Source organism: Moraxella sp. FZLJ2109 (genome assembly GCF_024296965.1).
Taxonomy (GTDB): domain Bacteria; phylum Pseudomonadota; class Gammaproteobacteria; order Pseudomonadales; family Moraxellaceae; genus Moraxella.
In genome coordinates this window covers 1,603,802-1,629,467 of sequence record NZ_CP101112.1, presented here as the reverse complement: position 1 = coordinate 1,629,467, position 25,666 = coordinate 1,603,802, and the positions used below count along the sequence as shown (strand labels likewise).

The 25,666-nt window shown below is 46.8% G+C and carries 24 protein-coding genes and 1 tRNA gene; 7 read left to right on the top strand and 18 right to left on the bottom strand.

Features of this window, described 5'->3' with window-relative positions; all coding sequences use genetic code 11:
• Nucleotides 1–364: 364 nt before the first annotated feature.
• Entirely contained in the window at nt 365–1,549 is a 1,185-nt protein-coding gene (locus NKU06_RS07900; RefSeq protein WP_254729860.1) for an acetate/propionate family kinase, read from the bottom strand.
• A 375-nt stretch (nt 1,550–1,924) separates the two neighbouring features.
• On the opposite strand from NKU06_RS07900, the gene NKU06_RS07895 reads away from it, so the two are divergent.
• A complete protein-coding gene (locus NKU06_RS07895) occupies nt 1,925–2,071 on the top strand; it encodes a lipoprotein (protein ID WP_103034380.1) in 147 nt (48 codons plus the stop codon).
• Between the two features lie 35 nt (nt 2,072–2,106).
• A complete protein-coding gene (gene lysA, locus NKU06_RS07890; RefSeq protein ID WP_253224661.1) occupies nt 2,107–3,417 on the top strand; it encodes a diaminopimelate decarboxylase in 1,311 nt (436 codons plus the stop codon).
• Nucleotides 3,418–3,514: 97 nt separating this feature from the next.
• Here the strand turns inward: lysA and uvrC are convergent, their stop codons facing one another.
• The gene (gene uvrC / locus NKU06_RS07885; protein WP_254732183.1) at nt 3,515–5,359 is read right to left on the bottom strand and encodes an excinuclease ABC subunit UvrC; all 1,845 of its coding nucleotides are present in this window, start codon (nt 5,357–5,359) and stop codon (nt 3,515–3,517) included.
• A gap of 253 nt (nt 5,360–5,612) precedes the next feature.
• Here uvrC and NKU06_RS07880 point away from each other — a divergent pair, with 253 nt between their 5' ends.
• A complete protein-coding gene (locus NKU06_RS07880) occupies nt 5,613–6,134 on the top strand; it encodes a DUF4442 domain-containing protein (RefSeq protein WP_254729857.1) in 522 nt (173 codons plus the stop codon).
• Between the two features lie 127 nt (nt 6,135–6,261).
• On the opposite strand, the gene NKU06_RS07875 is transcribed toward NKU06_RS07880, so the two are convergent.
• Nucleotides 6,262–6,888, bottom strand: a complete 627-nt coding sequence (locus NKU06_RS07875) for a hypothetical protein (RefSeq protein ID WP_254729854.1) — start codon at nt 6,886–6,888, stop codon at nt 6,262–6,264.
• A gap of 11 nt (nt 6,889–6,899) precedes the next feature.
• On the bottom strand, nt 6,900–7,217 hold the full coding sequence (locus NKU06_RS07870) for a YhbY family RNA-binding protein (RefSeq protein WP_253223193.1): 318 nt from the start codon (nt 7,215–7,217) through the stop codon (nt 6,900–6,902).
• A gap of 142 nt (nt 7,218–7,359) precedes the next feature.
• Between NKU06_RS07870 and NKU06_RS07865 the strand changes: the two genes are divergently transcribed.
• A complete protein-coding gene (locus NKU06_RS07865) occupies nt 7,360–7,992 on the top strand; it encodes an RlmE family RNA methyltransferase (RefSeq protein WP_254729852.1) in 633 nt (210 codons plus the stop codon).
• Nucleotides 7,993–8,157: 165 nt separating this feature from the next.
• Nucleotides 8,158–10,053, top strand: coding sequence for an ATP-dependent zinc metalloprotease FtsH (gene ftsH / locus NKU06_RS07860; RefSeq protein WP_254729849.1), 1,896 nt, complete (start codon nt 8,158–8,160; stop codon nt 10,051–10,053).
• A gap of 72 nt (nt 10,054–10,125) precedes the next feature.
• Here the strand turns inward: ftsH and NKU06_RS07855 are convergent, their stop codons facing one another.
• The 10 genes from NKU06_RS07855 to NKU06_RS07810 all read right to left on the bottom strand — a co-directional run bounded on the left by NKU06_RS07855 (nt 10,126) and on the right by NKU06_RS07810 (nt 19,833).
• The gene (locus NKU06_RS07855) at nt 10,126–10,920 is read right to left on the bottom strand and encodes a crotonase/enoyl-CoA hydratase family protein (RefSeq protein WP_253223191.1); all 795 of its coding nucleotides are present in this window, start codon (nt 10,918–10,920) and stop codon (nt 10,126–10,128) included.
• Nucleotides 10,921–11,053: 133 nt separating this feature from the next.
• Nucleotides 11,054–11,557: a DUF2726 domain-containing protein gene (locus NKU06_RS07850; RefSeq protein WP_254729846.1), complete on the bottom strand. Its 504-nt coding sequence runs from the start codon at nt 11,555–11,557 to the stop codon at nt 11,054–11,056.
• Between the two features lie 65 nt (nt 11,558–11,622).
• Nucleotides 11,623–12,807 (bottom strand): LysM peptidoglycan-binding domain-containing protein, encoded by a 1,185-nt coding sequence (locus tag NKU06_RS07845; protein ID WP_254729843.1) that lies wholly within the window; start codon nt 12,805–12,807, stop codon nt 11,623–11,625.
• Nucleotides 12,808–12,984: 177 nt separating this feature from the next.
• Entirely contained in the window at nt 12,985–14,301 is a 1,317-nt protein-coding gene (gene folC / locus NKU06_RS07840; RefSeq protein WP_254729840.1) for a bifunctional tetrahydrofolate synthase/dihydrofolate synthase, read from the bottom strand.
• A gap of 99 nt (nt 14,302–14,400) precedes the next feature.
• Entirely contained in the window at nt 14,401–15,285 is an 885-nt protein-coding gene (gene accD, locus NKU06_RS07835; RefSeq protein ID WP_078318106.1) for an acetyl-CoA carboxylase, carboxyltransferase subunit beta, read from the bottom strand.
• Nucleotides 15,286–15,464: 179 nt separating this feature from the next.
• Nucleotides 15,465–16,295 carry a tryptophan synthase subunit alpha gene (trpA, locus tag NKU06_RS07830; RefSeq protein WP_253223187.1) on the bottom strand — a complete coding sequence of 277 codons (831 nt, stop codon included), beginning with the start codon at nt 16,293–16,295 and terminating at the stop codon, nt 15,465–15,467.
• A gap of 52 nt (nt 16,296–16,347) precedes the next feature.
• Nucleotides 16,348–17,562, bottom strand: coding sequence for a tryptophan synthase subunit beta (gene trpB / locus NKU06_RS07825; RefSeq protein WP_254729837.1), 1,215 nt, complete (start codon nt 17,560–17,562; stop codon nt 16,348–16,350).
• Between the two features lie 27 nt (nt 17,563–17,589).
• The gene (locus NKU06_RS07820; RefSeq protein ID WP_254729834.1) at nt 17,590–18,333 is read right to left on the bottom strand and encodes an SDR family NAD(P)-dependent oxidoreductase; all 744 of its coding nucleotides are present in this window, start codon (nt 18,331–18,333) and stop codon (nt 17,590–17,592) included.
• A 71-nt stretch (nt 18,334–18,404) separates the two neighbouring features.
• Entirely contained in the window at nt 18,405–19,076 is a 672-nt protein-coding gene (locus NKU06_RS07815) for a phosphoribosylanthranilate isomerase (protein WP_254729831.1), read from the bottom strand.
• Nucleotides 19,077–19,161: 85 nt separating this feature from the next.
• Entirely contained in the window at nt 19,162–19,833 is a 672-nt protein-coding gene (locus tag NKU06_RS07810) for a DUF4230 domain-containing protein (protein WP_254729828.1), read from the bottom strand.
• A 182-nt stretch (nt 19,834–20,015) separates the two neighbouring features.
• Here NKU06_RS07810 and NKU06_RS07805 point away from each other — a divergent pair, with 182 nt between their 5' ends.
• Nucleotides 20,016–21,734, top strand: a complete 1,719-nt coding sequence (locus NKU06_RS07805) for a proline--tRNA ligase (RefSeq protein WP_253223182.1) — start codon at nt 20,016–20,018, stop codon at nt 21,732–21,734.
• A 149-nt stretch (nt 21,735–21,883) separates the two neighbouring features.
• On the opposite strand, the gene queF is transcribed toward NKU06_RS07805, so the two are convergent.
• The 4 genes from queF to NKU06_RS07785 all read right to left on the bottom strand — a co-directional run bounded on the left by queF (nt 21,884) and on the right by NKU06_RS07785 (nt 25,319).
• On the bottom strand, nt 21,884–22,726 hold the full coding sequence (gene queF / locus NKU06_RS07800; protein ID WP_254729825.1) for an NADPH-dependent 7-cyano-7-deazaguanine reductase QueF: 843 nt from the start codon (nt 22,724–22,726) through the stop codon (nt 21,884–21,886).
• Nucleotides 22,727–22,788: 62 nt separating this feature from the next.
• On the bottom strand, nt 22,789–23,562 hold the full coding sequence (locus NKU06_RS07795; protein ID WP_254729822.1) for an ABC transporter permease: 774 nt from the start codon (nt 23,560–23,562) through the stop codon (nt 22,789–22,791).
• A gap of 22 nt (nt 23,563–23,584) precedes the next feature.
• A complete protein-coding gene (locus NKU06_RS07790; RefSeq protein WP_254729819.1) occupies nt 23,585–24,538 on the bottom strand; it encodes an ABC transporter ATP-binding protein in 954 nt (317 codons plus the stop codon).
• Between the two features lie 157 nt (nt 24,539–24,695).
• Nucleotides 24,696–25,319, bottom strand: a complete 624-nt coding sequence (locus NKU06_RS07785) for a cytochrome c5 family protein (RefSeq protein WP_254729817.1) — start codon at nt 25,317–25,319, stop codon at nt 24,696–24,698.
• 247 nt (nt 25,320–25,566) lie between these two features.
• On the opposite strand from NKU06_RS07785, the gene NKU06_RS07780 reads away from it, so the two are divergent.
• Nucleotides 25,567–25,643 (top strand) — tRNA-Arg (locus NKU06_RS07780).
• Nucleotides 25,644–25,666 lie beyond the last annotated feature (23 nt).

The window sequence follows — 25,666 nt, the reverse complement described above, 5'->3', positions numbered from 1 at the left end:
ATACCACATCAGCATCTAGCGCTAGTGCCAAATCACGGTTGACTTGGTTGGCATACGGATGCTTTGGATTGATACCTGCCACGACCTTGACGGCGTCGCTGTTTTCGTTTGCTTTGGCATAGATCAGCTCAAGCAAATCATCTAGATTGTTCTTTGCCAAAGCTGTTTCAAATGCCGCTTGACCAAATGATGCAAATGGCAAAAACGCATTGTCAGCGGTTTTGGTTGCAAAGCCATCGATGTCAAATTCTTCGACAGGCACAAGTAAAATTGTCGTCATAGTTTTTCCTAAAAATTATCTTTATCTAGCTGATTCATTTAAAATCAATCAAAAACGCACCGTCAACACAGTGCGTTTTTATGATTACAGACCAAGCACCGCACGGCTTTCGCTAGCGATTTGGAATTCTTCGTCAGTTGGGATAACCCACAGCTCGACCGCTGAATCTGCTGCGTGGAAGCTACTTTCTGCACCACGGAATAGCTCAGCATTTTTTGCCAAGTCTGCTTTTGCACCGATGTGCTTGAGCGCACCAACGATGGCAGCACGCATATCAGCGCCATTTTCGCCCACGCCACCCGTGAATGCGATACCAGTCAGCTCAGGCAAGGCAGCAGTCAAGCCTAGGATATATTTGGCGGTGCGATAGGCGAACATTTGTAGTGCAAGCTTAGCATCTTCGTTGCCTTCTTTGTCGGCGGCTTCTAGGTTACGCATATCGTTTGAGACGGTTGATACGCCCAATAGACCGCTCTTTTTGTTCAATAGTGTATCAATCTCATCGATCGACATACCTAGAGTACGGCTTAGATGGATGTGCAGACCCGGATCAACATCACCGCTACGAGTACCCATCATTAGACCTTCTAGCGGGGTGATGCCCATGCTGGTGTCTTGGCTTTTGCCGTCATAGACCGCAGTTGCCGAGCAGCCATTGCCCAAATGAGCGATGATCCAGCCGTGTGTACCTGCTTTATCAGTTAGCTCGCTAGCACGGTTTGACACATAAGCGTGTGATGAGCCGTGGAAGCCATAGCGACGGATTTGGTGCTCAGTGTATAGTGCTTTTGGCACAGCATAGCGATATGCGTGTGCTGGCATGGTTTGGTGGAATGCCGTATCAAAAATCGCTACTTGTGGCAAATCAGGATAGATGCTGTTAATCGCACGGATACCAGCAGCGTTTGCAGGGTTGTGCAGTGGTGCTAGTGTGGTCAGCTCATCAATGGTCGCCAGTACTTCATCGGTGATGACGGTCGCTGATTTGAACTTATCGCCACCATGTACGACACGATGACCGACTGCCACAGGCTTATATTCTTTGATCAAATCTTCTAGGATAACCTTTAGAGCATCAGCATGGACGCCATTTGGAATCTCGATAACCGTCGCTTCGCCGTCTAGGTTTTTGTGTTTGATGCGTGCTTCAGGATTACCCAAGCCTTCTGCCAAACCTTCGATACGGCTTTCGCCATCTTCGCTGATTAGGGCGTATTTGATTGATGATGAACCGCAGTTCAAAACTAAAGTAGGATTCACTAAGCTCATAAATGCTCCGATGTGATGGTAATTTTGTTGTCAATGTCCATGTGGGTCAGTCCACCCACTTTATTGTATGGATAACCAAATAAATTAACCCTGATTGCTTTGATTGTCAAGCCTTAAATCTTAGATTTCATTAAAATATTCCGCCATTTTGTCGATTGGTCGCTGTTTGTGTGAGATTTTTTGATGATATCTGTGCAAAATTATAACAAGTATTTGATTTTTCATCAGTTATTTTATTGCTAAATCATCCTGTGGCGATGAAAAATTTTGCCTGATTTTTACGCCCAAGCGATGCTAATTTATGCTAAAATGTCCTGATTTTTAATTACCCAACTCATCCGAACAATGCGGATGTATCCGATGGAAATAAGCATGATGAAAAAATCCGCTGTAGGGCTATTGGCTGCACTGGTGCTGACTTTGACAGGCTGCGGTCAAAAAGGCGCTTTGTACATTCCGACCGAGACTTCACCGATTATCCATGAAGATGGCACGGTCAGCCCAAATCCGAACGATTATTGATACACTTATTATTTGAATAGTATTGACAGATTATGATGAATTTTGTACCTGCAAGCCGCCTAACTGATGGCGTGCTTAGTATCGATGCCGCCGTTTTGGTGGATGCTTTGCCCTACTTTTCTTATGTGGATAATGTACTTCATATTGACGGTGTCAGTAGTGAAACTCTAAAATCACACTATGGTACGCCACTGTATGTCTATTCACGCCGTGCATTATTGGAGAATTATCAGTCTTATACGCAAGCATTTGGCGAGATTAATCATCAGATTTGCTATGCTGTCAAAGCCAATTCAAACCTAGCGGTACTAAAGACCTTGGCCGATGCCGGTGCAGGCTTTGATATCGTCTCAAAAGGCGAGCTGGCTCGTGTGCTACAAGTGACTGATGCCAAAAAAGTCGTCTATTCAGGCGTAGGAAAGACTCTTGATGATATCGAATATGCCTTGAATGCTGATATCCACTGCTTCAATGTCGAAGCGGTGAGCGAGCTTGACAGCATCAATAGTGTAGCGGCGAAGCTTGGCAAAGTCGCTCGCATCTCACTACGCATCAATCCAGATGTCGATGCCAAGACGCATCCGTATATCTCAACAGGCATGAAAGATAATAAATTTGGCATCAGTCATGAAGAGGCTATCAGTGCCTATCTGCACGCCAACAGCCTGCCACACCTACAAATCACTGGCATCGATTGCCATATCGGCTCACAACTGCTTGATGCACAAGGCTTTAGCGACGCACTTGATAAGCTGATTGAGCTCATTGACGAGCTGTCTGCCAATGGCATCACGCTTGATCATATCGATCTGGGCGGCGGTCTTGGTGTGCGTTATATTGACGAAAATCCCGTCAGTGTCGATGACTACGCAAAACTACTCTTGCCACGTCTAAAAGCACTGGGTCTCAAGCTATACCTAGAGCCAGGGCGTAGCCTAGTTGCCAATACAGGCGTACTACTAACCAGTGTCGATGTCCTAAAACCCACCGAATTTAAGAACTTTGCCATCGTCGATAGCTCCATGAGCGAGCTGATTCGCCCTGCACTGTATGAATCAGTGATGGCAATCATCCCAACCGATCTATCAAAGACAGGCGACGAGAAAGTCTGGGATGTGGTCGGCACAGTATGCGAATCCAGTGATTTTATCGGTAAAGATCGCCTGCTGTCCTTGTCTGTCGGTGATACTTTGGCGGTGGCTGGTGCAGGTGCTTATGGCTTTACGATGGCGAGCAACTACAACACTCGTCCACGCCCTTGTGAAGTGATGGTCGATGACGGTACGCATCGCGTGGTGCGTCAGCGTGAAGTGCTGTCAGATCTATGGCGTGATGAGATCGCCTAATCTTAATCTCTATCGCTTAGTCTGTATCATAAATTCCTATAAAAAAGATGAGTAAGATCAATAACTCATCTTTTTTTTTGGTTTATGCGGTGCTGATTTAGCCGTGTAGTGCCTTATAAATCGTACTTGCCAAGACTTTGCCAATACCCTTGACTTCGCTGATGTCTTTTTCGGATGCACCCAGTAGCTGCCCCATGCCGCCAAAATGATTGAGCAAATCACGGCGACGCGTTGCCCCAAGTCCTGGAATGACTTCAAGCACCGAACCTGCTCGTTTCTTATCACGCTTTTTGCGGTGGGCAGTGATGGCGAAACGATGTGCTTCATCACGCACCTGCATGATTAGGTGCAATGCCTTGCTATCAGCAGGTAAGTCTAGCGGTTCATGATTGACAAAGTGTAGTACCTCAAGCCCTGCCTTACGCCCTTCGCCTTTTGCCACACCCACAAGCAAAGTATCATCTAGCTTAGCAAGTGCCGTCAGCACTTCGATGGCGATATTGAGCTGACCCTTACCACCATCAACAAGTAGCAAATCAGGCAGTGGCTGTTTGCTGTATCGCCGTGTCAGCACCTGTCTCATGGCGGCATAGTCATCGCCTGCGGTGATGTCATGGATGGCGTATTGGCGATAGTCTCGCTTGCGTGCACCACCTTGGTCAAACACCACACACGAACCAATCGCCGCTTCACCCATCGTATGACTGATGTCAAAACACTCAATACGATCAATGGTACGATCTGTCACACCATCAAGTGCCACTCTAAGTGCCTCAAAGCGCGCGTGCAGCTCTCGGTGATCTTTGAGCTGTGTGGCAAGTGCATTATTGGCATTGAGTGTGGCGATATTGAGCCAATCTGCTCGATGTGTCTGCACTCGGTGCTTGATGATGGTCTTATGCCCAAATTGACTTGCCAACGCCTCACTCACCGCATCGGCATCTTCAAGTGTGGCATTGATGATGATTTCACTTGGTAAATCATCACTCACCTGAAAATAAAACGACAGCAAAAACTCAGACAGTTTCTCACCCAGATGCTTGGCATCAGGCGCAATCTCATCAGGAAAATAATTCTTACCACCCAATACCTGCCCACCACGCACCGTCAGCACATGAATCGCCGTCACGCCTGCTTGCTCAGTGATGGCAAAGACATCTGCCTCGCCATCGAGTCGATATACCGACTGCTTGGCAGACAAATCATTAATCATCGTCAAGCGATCTCGATAAAACACCGCCTGTTCAAAATTCATCTGCGATGCCGCTTCTTCCATCTTGGCAACGAGCGTTGTTTGAATTTGCCCTGTATCACCCTGCAAAAATTTCAAGGTCGCATCGACATCAGCATCATATTCTGCCTGCGATACCATGCCAACACACGGTGCCTTGCAGCGTTTGATTTGGTATTCTAGACAAGGGCGTTTACGCTGATTAAAAAAATTATTGGTGCAGCTTCTTAGCATAAATAGCTTTTGCATCAGTGCAAGCGATGTCTTGGCACTCGTTGCTGATGGATAAGGCCCAAAGAACCGCCCTTGTACATGATTACCCTTGCCCCGACCGATACCCAAGCGTGGAAATTTATCCGTACTGACATAGACATACAGATAGGACTTATCGTCTCTTAGGATGACATTATAAGGTGGTAGATGATTTTTGATTAAATTTTGCTCAAGCAATAACGCTTCGGTCTCGCTGGTGGTGATGATGATTTCGACATCATAGATTCGCTGTACGAGTGCTTGAGTCTTTGGATGTTCGATGGTCTTGGCAAAGTAGCTATTGACCCGATTTTTGAGTGATTTGGCTTTGCCGACATATAAGATGTCGCCAGTTTTGCCCAGCATCTTATATACCCCAGGCAAGTTGGGTAAGCCTTTGACCAATACCGACAGATGTGCCTTGCGATCCACACCATCCGCCAATACATTGCGTGACATCGCCTGCTTGGATGCTGGCTGCACCATTTCATCATCGATAGGCTCGTTCATCTCATCGATTAGCTGATCTAAATCTGGGCGGTCTTGGTCGGTCGGCATAGCAAAACATCATCACAAAAGATGCATTATTTTAGCACAAATTTGATCAACTCAGACATCAACAAAAGACGCATTTATCCTGCACAAAAATTAAACAGCTTTATTTCATCTACAAAATATGGCACAATACTGCGATAATTTTGAGGATTGATACATGGCTCTAACGACCGCCAAAAACAAACTCGGCAAGCTGATCAAACAAGGCAAAAAAACCACTTATCCACAGCTTGTACCGCATATCATCAAAAGCAAGCTGAATACTTTTGCACCATTTTTGGGTGCAGGCATTCGCCTTGAGATGGTGGATCTGGACAATGGCTTATGCGTGGTAGGACTGCCGATGACACGGCTGAATAAGAGCCTGACTGGTACGCAGTTTGGTGCTAGTATGCATATGATGACCGACCCATTTATTTGCACCATGCTGGCACATAAGCTCGGTAAGGACTATCAGGTTTGGGATATCTCATCAGCCATCGAGTATCTAAGCACTACCGATGATAAGGTCACTGCCCGTATCAAAATCAGCACAGATGAAGTGCTTGAGATTCTTGAGCTTGCCAAATCAGGCGATACCATCTGCCGTGATTATCATATCGACATCACCGATAGCCATCAAAAAATCATCGCCAAGGTGCGCAAAACCATTGGCATCAAGCGATTAGAAAAGGCTTAATTTCGCTTGTTTCATGTCCAAGCCAAGATAGGCAAATAAGATGGGCAAATTACACCTGTTTAACACCAAAAAAAACCGCTCATGCCTTAGGGTTGCACAAGCGGTTTTTGGTGGCTTAGCCATCACTTTATAAGCTTTGCCATACATCACTGGCATGAAAATCAGGTGGTACAGCGTGCTGATATGCATAATAAATCGGCACAGCTTGACCATCAATCACAGGGTATAAAATCACCGTTGGATTAATCTTTAGCCGCGATACATCCATGCTTGTACTGATTTTTGTCACTTCAAAGCCAAAGCAGTAATTCATTTCATCTTGATAAACAAAGCTTTGTACATCATACTCATGACTTGCCACAGGCGGCATAACATTGGGCGTGCGATAGCCATCGAACTGATAACTATTAAACTGGCCTGCACTATTGGCATTGATTTCTAAATAAGCAGGTGTATCAGCATGACCAATAAAGCATTCAAAGCAGTCTTTTTCCCACAAAAAATCCGCTCGGTGCATGGTCAGTTGCTTGACAGACTCGCTGTCTAGCACTGCTGCGAAGATATCTTTGGTGTGATTGGTTTTTGCCACCACAAAGCTTGCCTGCACCGCCCCATCGACTGCCGAAACATAGGCTGTGATGTCAGGTAGTGAGATTTTCTTATCCCAAACAAAATCGCCATCAGTGACAGCGATTAAGGGAAATGCTTGCACCGCAGCAATCGCACGGTGTGTAAATAATGCCTGATGTGACATCAATACATCCATCAAAAACCAAAACGGCTAAGATTCGATAGCTTTGGATTTGGCTCAGGATTGGCACGTAGCAGTAGCACCATGCGTCCGATATGATGGATGACTTCTGATTCAGTGGCTTCGGCGATGGCATTGGCGCACTCTTTGCGTTCATCGGCTGAGCCTGCTGGGATTTTGATTTTGATGAGTTCGTGGTCGTGTAAGGCACGCGCCACTTCTTCGATTAGGGTTGGTGTTAGGCCGTTTGCGCCGACGATGACGATTGGGCTAAGCTGATGGCCGATGCCACGCAGGGCTTTGATGTCTTGAAGTTTTGCTTTTTTGCTCATGAAAGTTCCAAATTTGCCGTATATTAAGGTGGCAGTGAGAAATAATTACGCTATTATAGCAGAATTTCACCAAATTTGCTGTCAATAATGGTAAACTAATTGATTGGTATTGATTTGATAAATTGTAGGTAATTTACCCCCAATGGCAACACGCATTAAAAACAAAAAACTCTCCAAATCCAGTCGCAGTTGGATGAAAGAGCATTTGGATGATTTTTATGTCCAAAAAGCATGGAAAGAAGGCTATCGTGCTCGTGCCGCCTATAAACTGCTTGAGATTAACGAAAAAACCAATCTCATCAAAAAAGGCATGACCGTCGTCGATCTTGGCTCTGCACCAGGCAGTTGGTCGCAGGTGGCAGGTCAGCTTGTCGGCGATAACGGCGTACTGATTGCATCGGATATCTTGCCGATGGATACGCTTGAGAATGTCACCTTTATCCAAGGTGATTTTCGTGAAGAAGCGGTGTTCAACCAAATCATGGATGAAGTCGGTGGTCGCAAAGTCGATGTGGTGCTGTCTGATATGGCACCAAACACATCAGGCATGGCAGCAGTCGATCAGCCACGCATGATGTATCTGTGCGAGCTGGCGGTGGATTTTGCCCTAAAGGTGCTACCCGAAGGTGGTGCGCTTATCATGAAAGTCTTCCAAGGTGAAGGTTCTCAAGAATTGCGCGCCGCTATGCAAAAGCAATTTAGCAAAATCAAAAGTATCAAGCCTGCTGCATCACGCCCCCGCTCAAAAGAGATGTTTTGGGTGGCGATTAAATAAACTAATGACAGTCTTTGGCTTGAAAAACTGGTCAATTATCTACATATAGGACAAAATAGACACAACGCTTCGCATCAACGACGCAGTTGGATACTAGGTTTGATACCAAATACCCAACCGCTGATGCAAAGCATACTTTAGTGGGATGAGAAAAGTTTGAACGATATGGTAAAGAATACCTTATTATGGCTTGTCATCATTGGCATCGTGGTTGCGATTTTTAGCAATCTGGATAATGGCAATGCTGATGCTGACACCATGAATTATTCGGCATTTGTGACAGAAGTATCACAAGGCAAAATCAAAGATGTGAAGATTAACGGTGAAGAAATCACTGGCACCAAGGTCGATGGCAAAGAATTTGAGACCATTCGACCTGATGTGACAGATGATCAGCTGATGCCACTACTGCGTGAACACAAAGTCGAAGTCGAAGGCACTGCCCCTGAGCGTCAAGGCGTGGGTATGCAATTACTCATGGCGGCATTTCCTATCCTGCTGATCGTTGGTCTGTTTTGGCTATTCATGCGTGGCATGGGTGGCGGTGCAGGCGGTGGCGGCATGGGTGGTCGTAACCCGATGAGCTTTGGTAAATCAAAAGCCAAAATGCTGTCTGAAGACCAAATCAAAGTCACCTTTGATGATGTTGCTGGCGTCGAAGAATCCAAGCAAGAAGTCGCTGAGATTGTCGATTTTCTAAAAGATCCAAGTAAATTCACGAAGCTTGGTGCGACCATTCCACGTGGCGTACTGATGGTTGGCCCACCAGGTACCGGTAAGACATTGCTTGCCAAAGCCATCGCTGGTGAAGCTAAAGTGCCATTTTTCTCCATCTCTGGCTCAGATTTTGTTGAGATGTTCGTTGGTGTCGGTGCATCGCGTGTCCGCGATATGTTTGATCAAGCCAAGAAAAATGCACCATGTATTATCTTTATTGATGAGATTGATGCTGTCGGTCGTCATCGTGGCAGTGGCATGGGTGGCGGTCATGATGAGCGTGAGCAGACGCTGAACCAACTTTTGGTTGAGATGGACGGCTTTGAAGGTAATGACGGCGTTATCGTCATCGCAGCGACCAACCGTGTCGATGTACTGGATAAAGCCTTGCTCCGTCCTGGTCGCTTTGACCGTCAAGTCTCTGTTGGCTTACCTGACATCAAAGGCCGTGAGCAGATTTTGAATGTTCATCTGAAAAAATTACCATCTACCATCGGTGTCGATGTCAATGCCCTAGCTCGTGGTACGCCTGGATTTAGCGGTGCACAACTTGCCAACTTAGTGAATGAAGCTGCGCTATTTGCCGCTCGTCGCAATAAGCCAAGCGTCGATATGAACGACTTTGAAGACGCCAAAGACAAGCTATACATGGGCCCTGAACGCAAATCAATGGTATTGCGTGAAGAAGAGCGTCGTGCCACCGCTTATCATGAAGCTGGTCATGCACTTGTCGCTGAGCTGCTACCAGGTACTGACCCTGTGCATAAGGTCACCATCATGCCGCGTGGCTGGGCTTTGGGTGTGACTTGGCAGCTGCCTGAGCAAGATCAGGTAAGCAACTACAAAGATAAAATGCTCAACGAACTATCCATCCTATTCGGTGGTCGTATCGCTGAAGAAATCTTTGTCGATCGCAAATCAACTGGTGCATCCAATGACTTTGAGCGCGCCACCAAGATGGCTCGTGCGATGGTCACTCGGTATGGGATGTCAGATGCGATGGGCGTGATGGTCTATGAAGCCGAAGAGCATGGTGGCTATTTTGGTGGTAGTACTCGCACCATCTCAGAAGCCACTCAGCAAAAGGTCGATGACGAAATCCGCCGCATCCTAGAAACGCAGTACGATGTGGCGTACAAACTGATTGATGAAAATCATGACAAGATGCACGCAATGGTCGATGCACTGATGAAGTGGGAAACCATCGATCGTGAGCAATTCTTACAAATCATGGCAGGCGAAGAGCCGCGTGAGCCAAAAGAATATCAGCATGAAGTACCGGGTGTGACAACCACACCAACCGCCCCTGCTGATGACGAATTGCCACCACCGTTGCCTGCATAAAATATAGCACTATCAAGGACAATTGCCCAAGTATTCAACTTGGGCAATTTTTATTTTAGGTAAATCAGTAACTTACCCAAACTGCCGTCTGACAAAAGCTACCGAGCTGTCTTTGGCTTTTTTGATGGCAAGCTTGCGGTTGTGTCCAAGCATTAGGCGGATTTGCCACAGTTTTTCTTGATACAGTGTCAGATAATTGATGGGCGAGCGTGCATTGATAATTCGCTTGGCAGCCAGTACTGCATCAGGCGAGCGACTGCCGATATCGGCAATCAGCTGATTTGCTCTTGCCATAGGCTCATCATCGATGATGGTCACCAGCCCATCATCAAACGCTGCCTTGGCATCGACAATCTCAGCAGTCATCGCAAGCTTGGCAAGTTTATCCTTGGCAATCATGCCCGCTGTATGCGTGATGCCCATATCCGCCACCAAACCCCATTTAGCTTCAAGCACCGAGAACCTAGCATCAGGATGTGCAATACGCATATCCGCACCCAGTGCCAACTGTAGCCCACCACCAACACAAACACCCTTAATGACGGCAATCACAGGCATCGGCAGACTTTGCCAAATCAAACACACCTGTTGAAATTTGCTTGGTGTAGGCTTAATCAGCTGATACGATGCCTTGAGCAGATTCTTGGAGTTGTTCAAATCCGCCAAATCTAGCCCAGAACAAAAATCCGTCCCACTGCCAGTAATCACCACTGCTTTGAGCGATTTATTCCTTTTTAGCGTTTTGGCAAGATGAATCAGCTCATCCATCATCACAAAACTTAGGGCGTTTTTCTTCTCGGGGCGATTGAGCGTGATGGTCATGACATCTTGAGTGATGGATGTTGTGATGGTTTGATAAGCCGTCATTGCATATTCCTTTAAGCTAAATTGTCAATTTACCAATTTTTTTATTGACAATTATTATCTCATTGATCACTTAGTATGCCAAGCCACGCCTTCACAGCCAAGTCAAAAATCAGACCATACAGTCATCATACACCTAGCGATACGCACGTAAGACCTCAAGCACTTCTTGGCGAATCATCTGTGACGATGGCATTTTTTCGGCATGAAAGCGAATGATAGGAATGCCTGCACTGGCAAGCGCCTTGTCTTTTTTGGCATCTTGCTTTTGGCGCGTTTTACTCTCATGTGTCCAATCGTCAAGCTCAATAGCGGCAAGCACCGTTTGCAAATCTTCATCGACAAGCACAAAATCCACACTTTGGCGACAGACACGATTGAACCAAAACTGCCGCTCATCTGCCACTTCTTCGATCGGCTCAATCATGCGTGATAGCTGCACTTGCCCAAACAGATGAAATTCCGGCAATGCTGCTGATAATTTTTTATAAAATAATACTTCACTGTCAGTCATCAAAGGCATCGGCTCAAATGGCCATACAGGCATATCGTCGCCTTTAATTTTCTTAACTTTTGGGTGACACAGCCATAAGACAGCCAGTACCGCTAGTACCGCTAATCCAATTTGCCAATTACTCATAACTCACTCTCAAAAATAACAAAAAAGCACGGCAAACCACCGTGCTTTTGCAAATAAACTTAGTATTATTGTACTTGATGGATAAATGCACCATTTGAATTAACACGGCTATCGCCGTTAATCTTATTACGCAATGCCTTAGCACCTTCGGCAGTCTTTTCGTTGCCGACGACGACACGCACACCTTTAGTGGTATTGGTCGTGGTGACTTTATAGCCAGCCGCCTTGTACTGCTTGACCACTGCATCCACTTTTGCCTTGTCAGGACTGATGGCGACTTGCACCGTGTAGCGTCCAGACATTTCAGGGTTTTGTGTGTTTTTTGATGCGGATTTGGCGTCGGTTTTCTTAGTGTCTGCTTTCTTGATATCGGCTTTTTTATCGTCTTTTTTCTCAGACTTAGTATCGGCTTTATTCGTGTTTGAACTTTGGGTTTGCTTTGGTGTTTTACCACCTGCAGGAATGGTCAGCTTGCGACCTTCGCGCAGCATATCGCCTTGACCCATATTATTGGCAGCTGCCAATGCTTGCACAGACACGCCATGGCGGTTGGCGATACCCAATAGCGTCTCGCCTGCTTGCACTTGGTACTGACCGCCTTTGGCAGCGGTTTTGGCTTGCTCTGCTTTCTTGGCTTCAGCTTTTTTAGCATCTTCAGCGCGCTTGGCTTGAGCTTTTTTCTCTTCTTCTGCTTTTTTTAGCTCTTTGGCTTTTTTGGCGTCAGCAGCTTTTTTGGTATCGGTGGTAGTATCAGGTTTATTTTGGGCAGCTTTTTTGGCAGCCTCTTCAGCTTTCTTAGCTTCTTCGGCAGCTTTTTTGGCTTCTTCAGCTTGGCGTGCTGCTTCGATGGCTTCTGGGCGCGTCTGTACTGCGGGCACAGCAATCAGCTCACTTTGAGATGCTGATGTGCCGCTTACCGCCACTTGTGTGGTTGTGCCATTGATCTCGGCATTGGCTTTATCGATGGCATTTTTGCGCGCAAGCTCTTGTTCAGCCAGCAGCTGTTCGGTGTGCTTTTGCAATTGCAAGGCGTGTGCTTCACGCTCTTTTTGCTTTTGGGCAAGTAGCTTTTCTTCGGTAGCGACATCAGCGGTGAGTGGCTGCACCACAGGCTTGGCAACTTCAGTTTTGGCGGTTTGTGCGCTGTTTTCTTGACTGCTCGCCTGCTGGTCATTATTTGCCAAAGCATAAAAAACCACGCTGCCGCCAAGCACCAAAGATAAGCCCAATAACACCTGTTTTGAAATCATTCGCTACTCCACAAAAGCTGCCATTGACGAATTTTTCGCCATCGAAATAACCCATTAAAATAAACCTTTTACGCCCAATTGTCAATGCCAAGCGTGCGTGAAAATACACAGTGATGCTAAATCACTACAATCTTTTACAAATCACCCTATATTATTCGGTATATCTTAATTCACCCATCAATACGGCTTACCCAAAAGCGCGATCAACGCTTCGCCAATCGTATGAAATGAGCCAAACGCTACAATCAGATCTTGCGGGTGGCTGGCGTCAATTGCCCCAAAAGTCGCCTTATCTAGATTCTCATACACCACCATGTCAATATCAGGCACACACGCCTGCATGATGCCTGTCAGCGTATCAATATCCATCGCTCGCTCATGGCTGATGGCTGCCGTATGCCAACTTGCAGATGGCAATGCGTCACCAACCATCGCTAGATGGATGTGCTTGAGCACTGCCGATACATCCTTATCCCCAAGCATCGAGAATAAGAAATACAGCTTGGCATCAGGGTGCTTAACAAGATGCCTCTGCCACGCGATCGTCAGCTGTTTTAATAAAAACTTAATGCCATCTTCATTGTGGGCAACATCAAAAATCCACTGGCGATCATTAATCACCCTACGGTCGAATCGCCCTGCCAATTGTACAGATTCTAGCCCTGCTTTTATCGCATTCATCTCGATAGATAAGCCACTTGCCTGCACCGCTGCCACGGCATTGACGGCATTTTGCAGGGATAATTTTGGCAAGGGTAGGTTTGCCGTTAGACTTGCCGATGACCAAATCCAGCCATCATCTTTGGCAAGATAGGCATAATCTTTGCCAAGCTGATATACCTTGGCATGATGCGTGGCAGCTGCTTCATACACACTATTTGGCAAGCTATCACTGCCCAAAATCACAGGAATACCCTCACGGATAATACCGGCTTTTTCGGCACCGATTTTTTCGATATCATCACCCAGCCAATCCACATGATCAATGCCAATATTGGTAATCACCGCCACATCAGGATCGATGATATTGACCACATCCAATCGTCCGCCTAGCCCAATCTCAAGCACCCACACATCACAGTCCGCCTGCTTGAACAGCCAAAACGCCGCCAAAGTTGTCATCTCAAAAAACGACAATGACAAGCCCTCAGCCAGACGAGCCGACTCCACCGCTTCAAATGCCAAAATCAACGCCTCATCACTCGCCTCGATGCCATCAATCCGCACTCGCTCGGTGAATGATACCAAATGCGGTGATTGATACAATGCAGTCTTTAGCCCCGCACTTTGGCAGATAGCAGCGATGGTCGCTGTGGTTGAGCCTTTGCCGTTGGTACCTGCGACAGTAAAGATCGTTGGTTTCTTTTTTAAATCTGCCTTTAACACACCCAATCGCTTGGCAACTGGCAATACCCGCTCAAGCCCCATATCGATGGCGGATACATGGATACTGCCCATATAGGTGAGCCATTGGCTAAGATTTTTTGCGCTCATGTGAATTTTTCCAAAAATTTTGGCATATTGTAAACTTATCCTCGCCCAAACACAACAAAACACCCAAAACCATCGGTCTTGGGTGCTGTATTACTAAGCTTATGCAGCGGCTTTGGATAATTTTGCCAAAATGCGATGCGTGGTATCAATCAGCTGATGACGGTGCACCACCATGTCCACCGTGCCTTTTTCGAGCAAAAATTCAGCACGCTGGAACGGCTCATCAAGCACTTCACGCACCGTCTGTTCGATTACTCGCTTACCTGCAAAGCCAATCATCGCCTTAGGCTCAGCGATATGTACATCACCAAGCATGGCAAGACTTGCTGTCACCCCACCATAGACTGGATTGGTTAGGATTACCACATAAGGCACGCCAGCCAATCTTAGACGCTCAATCGCAGCACTGGTGCGAGCCATCTGCATGAGCGATAATAAGCCCTCTTGCATACGCGCACCACCTGATGCAGCAAAACAGACCAGTGGCTTACGCTCTGCCAAGGCTTTTTCGGCAGCTTGGACAAATCGATCACCCACCACTGAGCCCATCGAACCGCCCATAAAGCGAAAATCAAACGCACAAGCAATGACATCCAGATTCTTAAGCTTACCTGCCATCACCACTAAGCCCTCAGACTCACCTGTCTTGGTCTGCGCTTCTTTCATACGCTCAGGATAAGGCTTGGAATCGACGAAGTTTAGCGGGTTGCCTGCAGTGAACTCTTGACCCAGCTCAGCATCCACACTATCAAAGAACCACTCCAAACGCTTACGAGCCGTCATGGTCAGATGATGATCGCACTCAGGGCAGACATATTGATTCAAAATCAGTGCTGTATTAGTGGTCAGAGAATGGCACTCAGGGCACTCAGTCGATGGCTCAGTCTCTACCGCTGTCAAAGTCGGTACAGTGGTTTGTTTGATACCAGGGACAGCGCGCTTTAGCCAGATGGTTGGCTCGGTGGCAGTTTCGCTTTGGCTCATGTGATTTTCCTTTTTACTATAGTGTCAAATTGGGCGTACCCAATGATTGTCATATAGTTTACACTTGTAAATCGATTTTGGCAAAGTGATTTTGCAAAAGATGGTAAATTTTTGGGTAAATTTGCAAAAATCACACAATCAGCCATCTTTTGATAGCTCAGACAAGCTGAATAAATCGATTACACTTCTGCCAGTGCCGATTTTAGCTCATCCATCTTGGCAAGTAGCTGATCAATGGCGGCGGCAACTGCTTGCTCATCGGATGCATCGATTTTGGCAAAGTTTTTAACAAGCTCACTGCCGACAATCACCCCATCCGCCACCGCACCCAACGCCTTGGCAGATGCGCCATCACGAATACCAAAGCCGACACACACAGGGATGTCAGTTTCGGCTTTGATTTTTTGGACTTGTTCAGAGACCGCTGCCACATCCAGACTTGCTGAGCCTGTGACGCCTTTTAGCGAGACATAATAGATAAATCCGCTACAGTCCTCGATCACTTTGGCACGGCGAGCCGCTTCGGTGGTCGGTGACAGCAGGAAAATTTGATTCATTGGATTATCAGTGCGTGCGGTGAGTTTCTTTGGAAAATCGCCTGCTTCTTTTGGTGGCAGATCCACCATCAAAATCGCATCCACACCAGCATCAGCACATAGATCGCTAAAGGCATCATAGCCAATGATTTCAACAGGGTTTAGATAGCCCATCACAAGCACAGGTGTGGTGGTGTTGGTCTTGCGAAATTCTCGCACCATCTCGATGGCATCACGGGTGCTTGTGCCTGCTGCCAAGGCGCGCTCAGCCGCGTGAGCAATCACAGGACCATCTGCCATCGGATCGCTAAATGGCAAACCAACTTCGATAATATCCGCCCCATGTGCTACAAGCTTGTGCATCAAATCCACCGTCACCAGAGGGTGTGGATCACCTGCCATGATATAGGGAATTAGGGCTTTTTTATTTTGGGCTTTGAGATTCTCAAAGGTTGTTTCGATACGGGTTTTCATTATTATTCCAATCTAATCTATGTTATCCAAACTATATTAATCGTAAAGCCGATCAATCCACATTAATCCCATCTACTTTCATCACTGTGTGCAGATCTTTATCGCCACGGCCTGACATATTGACGATGATGGACTGATCAGGACGCATCGTTGCAGCCAGCTTCATGCCGTATGCCACTGCGTGCGAGCTTTCGAGCGCTGGGATGATACCTTCTTTGCGGGTGACTTCACGAAATGCGTGCAGGGCTTCTTCATCGGTTGCACCAACATAGTTCACACGGTTCATATCCTTTAAAAAACTATGCTCAGGGCCGACACCTGGATAATCCAGCCCTGCTGAGATCGAGTGCGTACCTAGGATTTGCCCTTCGTCATCACACATCAGATAGGTACGATTGCCATGCAGTACACCGATGCGGCCTGCTTGTAGCGGTGCAGCATGATGCGGTGTATCGATACCTAGGCCATTGGCTTCAACACCATACATCGCCACTTCAGTATCATTTAAGAAATCATAAAACAGACCAATGGCATTACTACCACCACCGACGCACGCCACGAGCGCATCAGGCAGTTTTCCTGTTTTTTCTAGATGTTGGACGCGAGCTTCACGGCCGATGATCGCCTGAAAATCACGCACCAGTAGCGGATACGGATGCGGCCCTGCTACTGTACCGATGATATAATAGGTGCTATCGACATTGGCGACCCAGTCACGCATCGCTTCATTCATCGCATCTTTGAGCGTGCGAGAGCCACTGATCACAGGCACGACTGTTGCACCCAAAAGACGCATCCGATAGACATTCATCTTTTGGCGTTCGACATCATCAGCACCCATATAGACGATACATTCAAGCCCCAATCGTGCCGCAATCGTCGCCGTCGCCACACCATGCTGACCTGCACCAGTCTCGGCGATGATGCGTTTTTTGCCACTCATTTTGGCAAGTAGCGCTTGACCGATGGTGTTATTTACTTTGTGCGCGCCTGTGTGGTTCAAATCTTCACGCTTAAAATAAATCTGCGCCCCACCAATCTCATCCGACAGACGGCGAGCATGATACAGCGGTGTCGGACGACCCACATAATCGGTCAAATCCGCCATAAACTGCGCCCAAAATTCAGGATTGGCTTTGGCTTGATGATACAAGACTTCCAGCTCTTCCAAAGCTTTCATCAAGGTCTCAGACACAAAACGGCCACCATGCACACCAAAATGCCCATCAGCATCAGGATAGTTATTATAATTCACTACATCTGTCATTACATTTGCCTTATCATTAAAAGAAAATTAAATATCTCGAGCCACTGCCAAGCCTGCATAAGTCTGTGCTATCGGCATCATCTCAATCGAGTTGATATTCACATGCCATGGCTGAGAGACCACCCATTGTACAGTATTGCTAATATCTTTGGCGGTCAAAAATTCCACACCTGTATAGACAGCTGCCGCTTTATCATCATCGCCCTTAAAGCGGACATTGCTAAACTCTGTACCACCGCACATTCCTGGTTCGATGTTGGTCACCCGCACACGGGTGCCAATCAAATCAGCACGCAGATTATTGCTAAACTGCTTGACAAATGCCTTACTTGCACCATAAACATTGGCACCAAAATACGGATGATTGCCCGCCGTTGAGCCAATATTAATCACTGTACCGGCATTATTTGCCACCATAAACGGTAGCACAATCTGCGTCACTGTCACCAGTCCCTTGATATTGACATCAATCATCGTCTGCCAATCACCCAAATCCGCTCGATGAGCAGGCTCAAGCCCCAAAGCAAGACCTGCATTATTCACCAATACATCAATGCTCGCCAAATCAATCGCTGATAAGCTTGCCTGCACCGCTTTAGCATCTGACACATCAAAGCATAGTGGCACAAATCGCTCACCAAGCTCAGCACGCAAGGCGTCTAGCTTATCCATGCGTCTGCCAGTGCCATAGACGGTATGTCCTGCTGATACAAAATCACGGGCGATTTGTTCGCCAAATCCTGCCGTCGCCCCTGTGACGATGATGTTCATGATCTATTCCTTTTTATTTGGATAAAATTAATTTAACAAACCAACCTTCATTGTACCGATAAAATGTGCTTTTAGCAATTTTTTGACGCATTTTTATTGGCGGATATGCCATTGGCATTCTTAGCAAATTCTGCCATCTTATCCGCATCCTTGATGCCCTTGGCAGACTCAATACCACCGCTGACATCCAAAGCATACACAGGTAAATCCGCTGTCATCGCGACATTATCAGGCGTCAATCCCCCTGCTAGAATAATCGGCAAAGGCGAATCGGTAGGAATTAGCGACCAATCAAATCGGTCACCCGTACCACCAAATTTATCCGCATGATAAGCATCCAGCAAAATCGAGCTCGCCCCTACCATCTGATACTCACGGATGAGTGCCAAGATACTCATCGGCGTGTGGCGTGTGGCATCGATACGCAGCGCCTTAATCCAGCGTTTATTGACAAGGCTAGCTTGACGCTGACACTCATCAGGCGACTCATCGCCATGAAACTGAATGACATCAACCGCCACACCCTTGGCAATCGCCATCAGCTCATCATCACTGATATTCACCACGAGTGCCACAAGACTGGTAAAGGCAGGTACTGCTTGGGCAAGCTGTTTTGCCTGCTCGATACTGACTGCTCTTGGACTTGGCGGATAAAAGACCAAGCCGATGGCATCAACGCCAACTGCCACTGCTTGCTGGATGTCTTCACGGCGGGTCAATCCGCAATATTTAAGTTTTTTCATGATGTTGCTTAGCTTTGTTTTATAAATACATTAAAAAAATGCCAAATCAGCCAATCAATTTGGCATGAGTTTGGTTTGTTATGGCTTATTTTGTCTTGGTTGCAAGCTTGCACGCCCCTGTGCCTTGGGTGCTGACTTCGACCACGCTACCTGTCAGCATAAACAGACTTTTGATTTGCTCAGCAGCACTCGTCATCGCAAGGTTTAGCACATCGCCTTGGCAAGCTTTGGTAAGCACTTCGGCTTTGGCATCTGCTTGCACTTGGGCGAATAACTTAGGATCACCTGCCACCGTACCAAATAGCCCCGTCTGCCAGTCATAGACTTCGATATCATCCAAAAACACTTCAAACACCTGTGATGGCGGTAGCGTGATATGCACCCGGTCGATGGTTTCGCCTTGCTCGTTTTTGGTTTGGCTAATTTGTACCATTTCAGCACTAAGACCGCCAAGATCCACGCCAGCCAGCACTCGCCCTTTGATGATGAATAAGCCTTTTTGTTTATCCTGCCACAGATTTTGCCAAGTGCCTGCCTTGTCCGCCGTCACGATGGTATCCACGCTATAAGCCACCGTCTGTAGTCGTGATAGCGTCTGGATTTCGGTGATGATACCGTCTTTGGTGATGGTACTGACATAGTTATCTGATTTATTGACAAGCCAAAACCCTGCCATCGCCAAAATCGCCACCATCACTAAGATGAGTAGCACATAGGCGAGTGCATTGCCTGTTTGTTTATTTTGGGGAATTTGCATCAGTATTCACCTAATCAATCGTTTAAGATTAAAATACCACAAAAGCCTGACAAATTGTGTAAAAATTGCGGAAATTTAGTTGCATAAATGGCGTTTTTTGCCGTAAGATAGACAGGTTATCTTTTATCGATTTTATTGTTTATTGTATTTGCAAATTATCATTAGATTTTATAAGGTTAGCCATGAAAGCCAGTCAATTTTTATTCGCCACATTAAAAGAAACGCCAAACGATGCCGACATCGTCTCAAGTCAGCTGATGGTGCGTGCCGGTCTGATTCGTAAGCTGGCATCAGGTCTGTATGTCTGGATGCCGATGGGTCTTCGAGTACTTAAGCGTGTCGAACGCATCGTGCGTGAAGAGATGGACGGCATCGGTAGCCAAGAGCTGCTCATGACCGTCACTCAGCCGGGTGAACTGTGGCATGAGTCTGGCCGCTGGGAAGATTATGGTGCAGAACTGCTCCGCTTCAAAGACCGCCATCAGCGTGATTTTGTGCTTGGCCCAACCCACGAAGAAGTCATCACCGACATCGCTCGCAATGAGCTAAAAAGCTACAAACAGCTGCCAGTCACTTTTTATCAAGTACAAACCAAATTCCGTGACGAAATCCGCCCACGCTTTGGGGTGATGCGCGCTCGTGAATTTACCATGAAAGACGCCTATTCTTTCCACATTGACAAAGAATCACTGGCACAGACTTATCAAGATATGTACGATGCCTATAGCCGTGTCTTTAGCCGTCTGGGGCTCAAGTTCCGTGCGGTACAAGCGGACACAGGCTCTATCGGTGGCTTTGCATCGCATGAGTTTCATGTCCTAGCTGACAGCGGTGAAGATGATATCGCCTTCTCAAGCGAATCAGAGTATGCCGCCAATGTCGAGCTTGCCGAAGCTATCTGCACCGATGTCCGCCAAGCGCCAAGCCAAGCACGCCAAGATGTCGATACGCCAAATATGCCAACTTGTGAAGCAGTGGCAGAGCATCTGGGCATCGCCCTGACTCAGACGGTCAAGACCTTGATTGTCAAAGGTGCGTATAGCGAAGAAAATCCTGATGCACCAAAACTTGTGGCGCTCGTATTGCGTGGCGATCACACATTGAACGAAATCAAAGCCGAAAAAATCGCTGCCGTTCATGCACCACTGACCATGGCGAGCGAAGAAGAAATCAAAGCCGCCGGTCTAATCAAAGGCTATATCAGTGTCGATCTCACCATCCCTGTCTATGTCGATCGTGCCGCCGCTGCACTATCTGACTTCGTCTCAGGTGCCAATGTCGAGCATAAGCACACCACGGGTATGAACTGGGAGCGTGATGCCGCCATCACCGAAATCGTCGATATCCGCAATGTCGTCGATGGCGACCCATCACCAGATGGTAAAGGCGTGCTGTCTATCAAACGCGGTATCGAAGTTGGTCATATTTTCCAATTGGGTGATAAATACTCAAAAGCCCTGAACTGCTCGGTACTTGGCAAAGAAGGTAAGCCTGTAACCTTGATGATGGGTTGTTATGGTATCGGGGTGAGCCGTATCATCGCTGCCGCCATCGAACAAAACCATGATGACAATGGCATCATCTGGGCTGAGCCACAAGACAAAGCCGATAGCATCGCACCGTTTTATGTCGCTATCGTGCCGATGAAATCAAAAGACGGTCAAGCCGAACAAAAAGCCGATGAGTTGTACCAAACGCTCAAGGCTTGTGGTGTCAATGTACTGCTGGATGACCGTGATGAGCGTCCAGGCGTGAAGTTCGCTGATCTTGAGCTCATTGGTATCCCACATCGCATCGTCGTCTCTGAACGCAATCTTGCCGAAGGCAAATACGAATATGTCAATCGTGCCAATGGCGAAAAAGTGATGCTGGATCTTGAAGAAGTCTTGGCGAAGTTTTAATCACCAGGCCAGTTTGGCTAATATAAATCACACCCCAAAAGTTGGACTGGGTTGCCAGCTTTTGGGGTGTTTTTTGGGATAATTTCTATTGGTTTTTTTGATGGTGTGGGGTACACCTACAACCGTTTTGATGCAATAAATTTTTGGCTTTATTGACGCACCAAACGCCCAATGCTTGGCATCGGATGATTCAGCACTCGTACAGGATTGATATCAATGCCACCACGGCGAGTGTAGTTGGCTTGCACCATCAGACTTGTCGGTGCATAGACCGTCAATAAATCAGCAAAAATCTGCTCCACGCACTGCTCATGAAAGCCATTATGCTTACGGAAACTCAGCACATACGCCAGCACCTTGGCATATTCCACCTGCTTGGCGGTCGTGATGGACACCGACAGCGTACCCCAGTCTGGCTGATTGGTCACAGGGCAGTTTGAGCGAAGTAGATTCGTATGAAATTGAAAGGTTTGCACCACGCCATCAACTGCTGTGCCAAGTAGCGACGCATCGACATCATCAACGACAGCGACCGCATCACCCCCATCAAGCACGGCATCGATACACTCGCCCACAGGTCGCACCACTGCAAAATCAGCCCTATCAAGCGAGCTGATCAAAACTGTGACCGACGCCCCCACACACGCTGTCAAATCACGCTCAATGGTCTGTTTGACAGCAGATACATTATCAAACTGGGTGAAATTTAGACTATTTAGGTAGAGCTTGAGCGATTTTGACTCGACGATATTTGGTGAATCAGCAGGGATGGTGATGCGAGCGATGGCGACTTTTGAGATGCCTTGTGGATTTAGCCACGACAACTCAAATGCCTGCCACACATCAACGCCTGCCATCAGATGCTCTGCCGATACACCTGACTTCGCCAAAATCTCATCTCGACCAATCGTGCGACTGATGGCAAACAGCACACTGTTGTCATAACTTTGGGGATAGCTGGTACTCTCGCCCAAGACACCGTGAATACTCATAATCTTCTCTTAATAAAACAAATCATCCGTCACCATCTGACACGTCGATGGCAAATCATCAATCACAACCGCAATCTTGAACCATTGGCAAGTAAGCGATACGAGATGACATACAGCACCACACAAAAGCCCAAAATAGCCACCAACGACCACCAAACATTGACATCTGAATAGCCTAGGATACCATAACGAAAAGCATTGACCATATAGACAATCGGGTTTAGCAAAGATAAAGTCTGCCAAAATCCTGATAGATTTTCTAAAGAATAAAATACACCGCCTAGGTAGGTCAATGGCGTCAATACAAAGCTTGGAATGATTGAAATATCATCAAACGAACGAGCAAAAACCGCATTGATAAGACCGCCAAGGCTAAACAGCACAGAAGTACCGACAATGGTCGTCAGCATCACGCCTAGGTGCATGATACCAAGCTTGGTAAAAAACAATGCCACGATGGTCACAATCAATGCAATCGCAAGCCCACGAAACACCCCGCCTGCCACATAGCCGAACAAAATCGTATGCTTGGACACAGGCGATACCAGTAGCTCTTCGATACTGCCTTGGAATTTCATACTAAAAAAACTCGACACCACATTAGAGTAGCTATTGGTAATCACTGCCATCATAATCAGACCCGGCACGATGAACTGCATATAGCTCACCCCGCCCATCTCACCGACACGACTACCAATCATCTGACCAAAAATCACAAAATACAGCGTCATCGTGATCACAGGTGGCAAAAGCGTCTGTGGCCAGATGCGTAATATCCGCTTGATTTCTTTGATTAAAATGGTGGTGAATGCCACCCATTGCTTGCCAAAATTCATAAGATACTCTTGTTGTTATTATTTAGTCATTGGAGAGTTTTTCGGTCAGATTATTCTCAACCAAGCTCATAAATAGCTCTTCTAAGCGATTGGATTTGTTTCGCATACTGGCGATTTGCACGCCTTGGGTGGATAATTGCGCAAAGACATCATTCAAGCTTTCGCCTTTTTTGAGTGTGACTTCAAGGCTTAGCTCATCGATTTGTTGAAATTTGACGACATTGGTTAGGTGAACTTGCCCATCAAACGGTTTGGCAAAATCCAAAATAAAACTTTCGATATCAAGGCTTGCCAACAGACTTTTCATATCTGTATTGATGCGAATCTCTCCCTTATCCAAGATGGCGATGTGCTTACACAGCTGTTCGGCCTCTTCTAGATAATGGGTGGTCAGAATAATCGTCGTCTGCTCTTCACGGTTGATGTATTCCATAAACTCCCACATCGAACGGCGCAGCTCAATATCCACGCCTGCAGTCGGCTCATCCAAGATGAGTAGTTTTGGCTTATGCATCAATGCACGAGCAATCATCAAGCGACGCTTCATACCACCTGACAGCATACGCGCCTTGGTATCTTTTTTATCCCACAGACCCAGTGCCTTCAATAGTTTTTCGGCACGGGGGCGAGCATCACGAGCAGTAATGCCAAAATACCCTGCTTGATTAATCAAGATATCTTGGACATTTTCAAACTGCATGAAGTTAAATTCTTGGGGAACGACACCTAGGAACTCTTTGGCTTTGGCAGGATTTTTGAACAAATCTACCCCAAAAATCTCAACCGTCCCTGCCGACGGTGGAAATAGAGAGCTGACAATGCCAATGGTAGTTGATTTACCCGCACCATTTGGCCCCAAAAGCGCGAAAAATCCGCCCTGTGGCACAGTCAAATCAATGCCCTTAAGTGCAGTAAAGCCATTATTATAAGTCTTGGTCAGCCCTGTAATCTTGAGCGCGGGCACACTATCGGTCATAGTTATTCTCTGGAAAAGGTTATTATTACTTATAATAAATAAGGCTGATCAATGCCATTTTCAAGCAAAGCACGCCTTGATATACTACAGTAAATCCATCAAAGCAAAATCCCAAGCCGTCAAGCTTGGGATTGATACTGGCATCACAAAGCAGTGATTAGCTTGAATGCTCGATGATGTAATTAACTGCGTTTTTAACTTCATCATCAGAAAGGTCAGCGCCACCACGAGCAGGCATGGCGTTGAAACCATTGATCGCGTGGTTATAAAGTGTTTCTTTGCCTTTACCGATACGCGGACCCCAGTCGCCTGCATTACCAAATTTCGGTGCACCAACCAGACCAGCATCATGACAAGTAGAACAGATCGCCTTGTACAAGACATCACCATCACGCGCTTGACCTTCTACCGCAGGTGGTAGCGCAACGATATTGATATCGCACTCTTCACCGTCAAAGCACACTTTACCAAATGGCTCAATGCGTGCGATCAGCTTTGGATACATCGCGACCAATTTTGCCACTTGTGGAGAATCTTTTGGTGCTTCTTCAGCAGGCTTAGCAGGTTGTGCTGCTGCATCTGTCGCAGCTGCATCCGCTGCCGCCGTGTCTGCTGTTGCAGCATCGGCAGTAGCTTGATCTGCTGGCGCTGCTTCAGCTGAAACTGCCGCATCCGCAACAGATGCATCAGCAGGCTTGGCTTCTTGTGCTTGAGTTGCCATGGTTGTCGCTGCTAACAAGGTAGCAACAGAGAACATTACAGCTTTTTTCATTGTCATCATCTCGTTTTGGCCGTGAGCCTATGCTCTGGGGGTGTCAAATGGCAATTCAACAACCTGTCAATTTGCCATTGCAACGATACAAAATTTTTCCCTACTATTATAAGGGAAAAAGCAGGTAAAATGCTATATTTTTTATCAAATCTGTTAAAATTAAGTAAGATTTGCACAAATTTGGTATTAATTGCCAATATTTTGGCGTCAAATCTAGCAATTTTCACAAAAACTTGCTAGAATTTGCAAGCTTTACGCACCCATAGCTCAGTTGGATAGAGTGTCAGCCTCCGAAGCTGAAGGTCGCCAGTTCGATTCTGGCTGGGTGCGCCATTTCTCACCCATCTTTGCGATGG

What these genes read in the sequence shown, in the direction of transcription:
- NKU06_RS07875 (WP_254729854.1), bottom strand. Translation starts at nt 6,888, where the DNA reads ATGTCACATCAGGCATTATTTACACACCGTGCGATTGCTGCGGTGCAA.
- NKU06_RS07900 (WP_254729860.1), bottom strand. Translation starts at nt 1,549, where the DNA reads ATGAGCTTAGTGAATCCTACTTTAGTTTTGAACTGCGGTTCATCATCA.
- folC (WP_254729840.1), bottom strand. Translation starts at nt 14,301, where the DNA reads ATGAGCGCAAAAAATCTTAGCCAATGGCTCACCTATATGGGCAGTATC.
- lysA (WP_253224661.1), top strand. Translation starts at nt 2,107, where the DNA reads ATGAATTTTGTACCTGCAAGCCGCCTAACTGATGGCGTGCTTAGTATC.
- NKU06_RS07820 (WP_254729834.1), bottom strand. Translation starts at nt 18,333, where the DNA reads ATGAACATCATCGTCACAGGGGCGACGGCAGGATTTGGCGAACAAATC.
- trpB (WP_254729837.1), bottom strand. Translation starts at nt 17,562, where the DNA reads ATGACAGATGTAGTGAATTATAATAACTATCCTGATGCTGATGGGCAT.
- NKU06_RS07785 (WP_254729817.1), bottom strand. Translation starts at nt 25,319, where the DNA reads ATGATGACAATGAAAAAAGCTGTAATGTTCTCTGTTGCTACCTTGTTA.
- NKU06_RS07870 (WP_253223193.1), bottom strand. Translation starts at nt 7,217, where the DNA reads ATGAGCAAAAAAGCAAAACTTCAAGACATCAAAGCCCTGCGTGGCATC.
- NKU06_RS07895 (WP_103034380.1), top strand. Translation starts at nt 1,925, where the DNA reads ATGAAAAAATCCGCTGTAGGGCTATTGGCTGCACTGGTGCTGACTTTG.
- queF (WP_254729825.1), bottom strand. Translation starts at nt 22,726, where the DNA reads ATGAGTATTCACGGTGTCTTGGGCGAGAGTACCAGCTATCCCCAAAGT.
- accD (WP_078318106.1), bottom strand. Translation starts at nt 15,285, where the DNA reads ATGAGCCAAAGCGAAACTGCCACCGAGCCAACCATCTGGCTAAAGCGC.
- NKU06_RS07795 (WP_254729822.1), bottom strand. Translation starts at nt 23,562, where the DNA reads ATGAATTTTGGCAAGCAATGGGTGGCATTCACCACCATTTTAATCAAA.
- uvrC (WP_254732183.1), bottom strand. Translation starts at nt 5,359, where the DNA reads ATGTCACGCAATGTATTGGCGGATGGTGTGGATCGCAAGGCACATCTG.
- NKU06_RS07805 (WP_253223182.1), top strand. Translation starts at nt 20,016, where the DNA reads ATGAAAGCCAGTCAATTTTTATTCGCCACATTAAAAGAAACGCCAAAC.
- NKU06_RS07810 (WP_254729828.1), bottom strand. Translation starts at nt 19,833, where the DNA reads ATGCAAATTCCCCAAAATAAACAAACAGGCAATGCACTCGCCTATGTG.
- NKU06_RS07850 (WP_254729846.1), bottom strand. Translation starts at nt 11,557, where the DNA reads ATGAGTAATTGGCAAATTGGATTAGCGGTACTAGCGGTACTGGCTGTC.
- NKU06_RS07855 (WP_253223191.1), bottom strand. Translation starts at nt 10,920, where the DNA reads ATGACGGCTTATCAAACCATCACAACATCCATCACTCAAGATGTCATG.
- NKU06_RS07790 (WP_254729819.1), bottom strand. Translation starts at nt 24,538, where the DNA reads ATGACCGATAGTGTGCCCGCGCTCAAGATTACAGGGCTGACCAAGACT.
- trpA (WP_253223187.1), bottom strand. Translation starts at nt 16,295, where the DNA reads ATGAAAACCCGTATCGAAACAACCTTTGAGAATCTCAAAGCCCAAAAT.
- ftsH (WP_254729849.1), top strand. Translation starts at nt 8,158, where the DNA reads ATGGTAAAGAATACCTTATTATGGCTTGTCATCATTGGCATCGTGGTT.
- NKU06_RS07845 (WP_254729843.1), bottom strand. Translation starts at nt 12,807, where the DNA reads ATGATTTCAAAACAGGTGTTATTGGGCTTATCTTTGGTGCTTGGCGGC.
- NKU06_RS07880 (WP_254729857.1), top strand. Translation starts at nt 5,613, where the DNA reads ATGGCTCTAACGACCGCCAAAAACAAACTCGGCAAGCTGATCAAACAA.
- NKU06_RS07865 (WP_254729852.1), top strand. Translation starts at nt 7,360, where the DNA reads ATGGCAACACGCATTAAAAACAAAAAACTCTCCAAATCCAGTCGCAGT.
- NKU06_RS07815 (WP_254729831.1), bottom strand. Translation starts at nt 19,076, where the DNA reads ATGAAAAAACTTAAATATTGCGGATTGACCCGCCGTGAAGACATCCAG.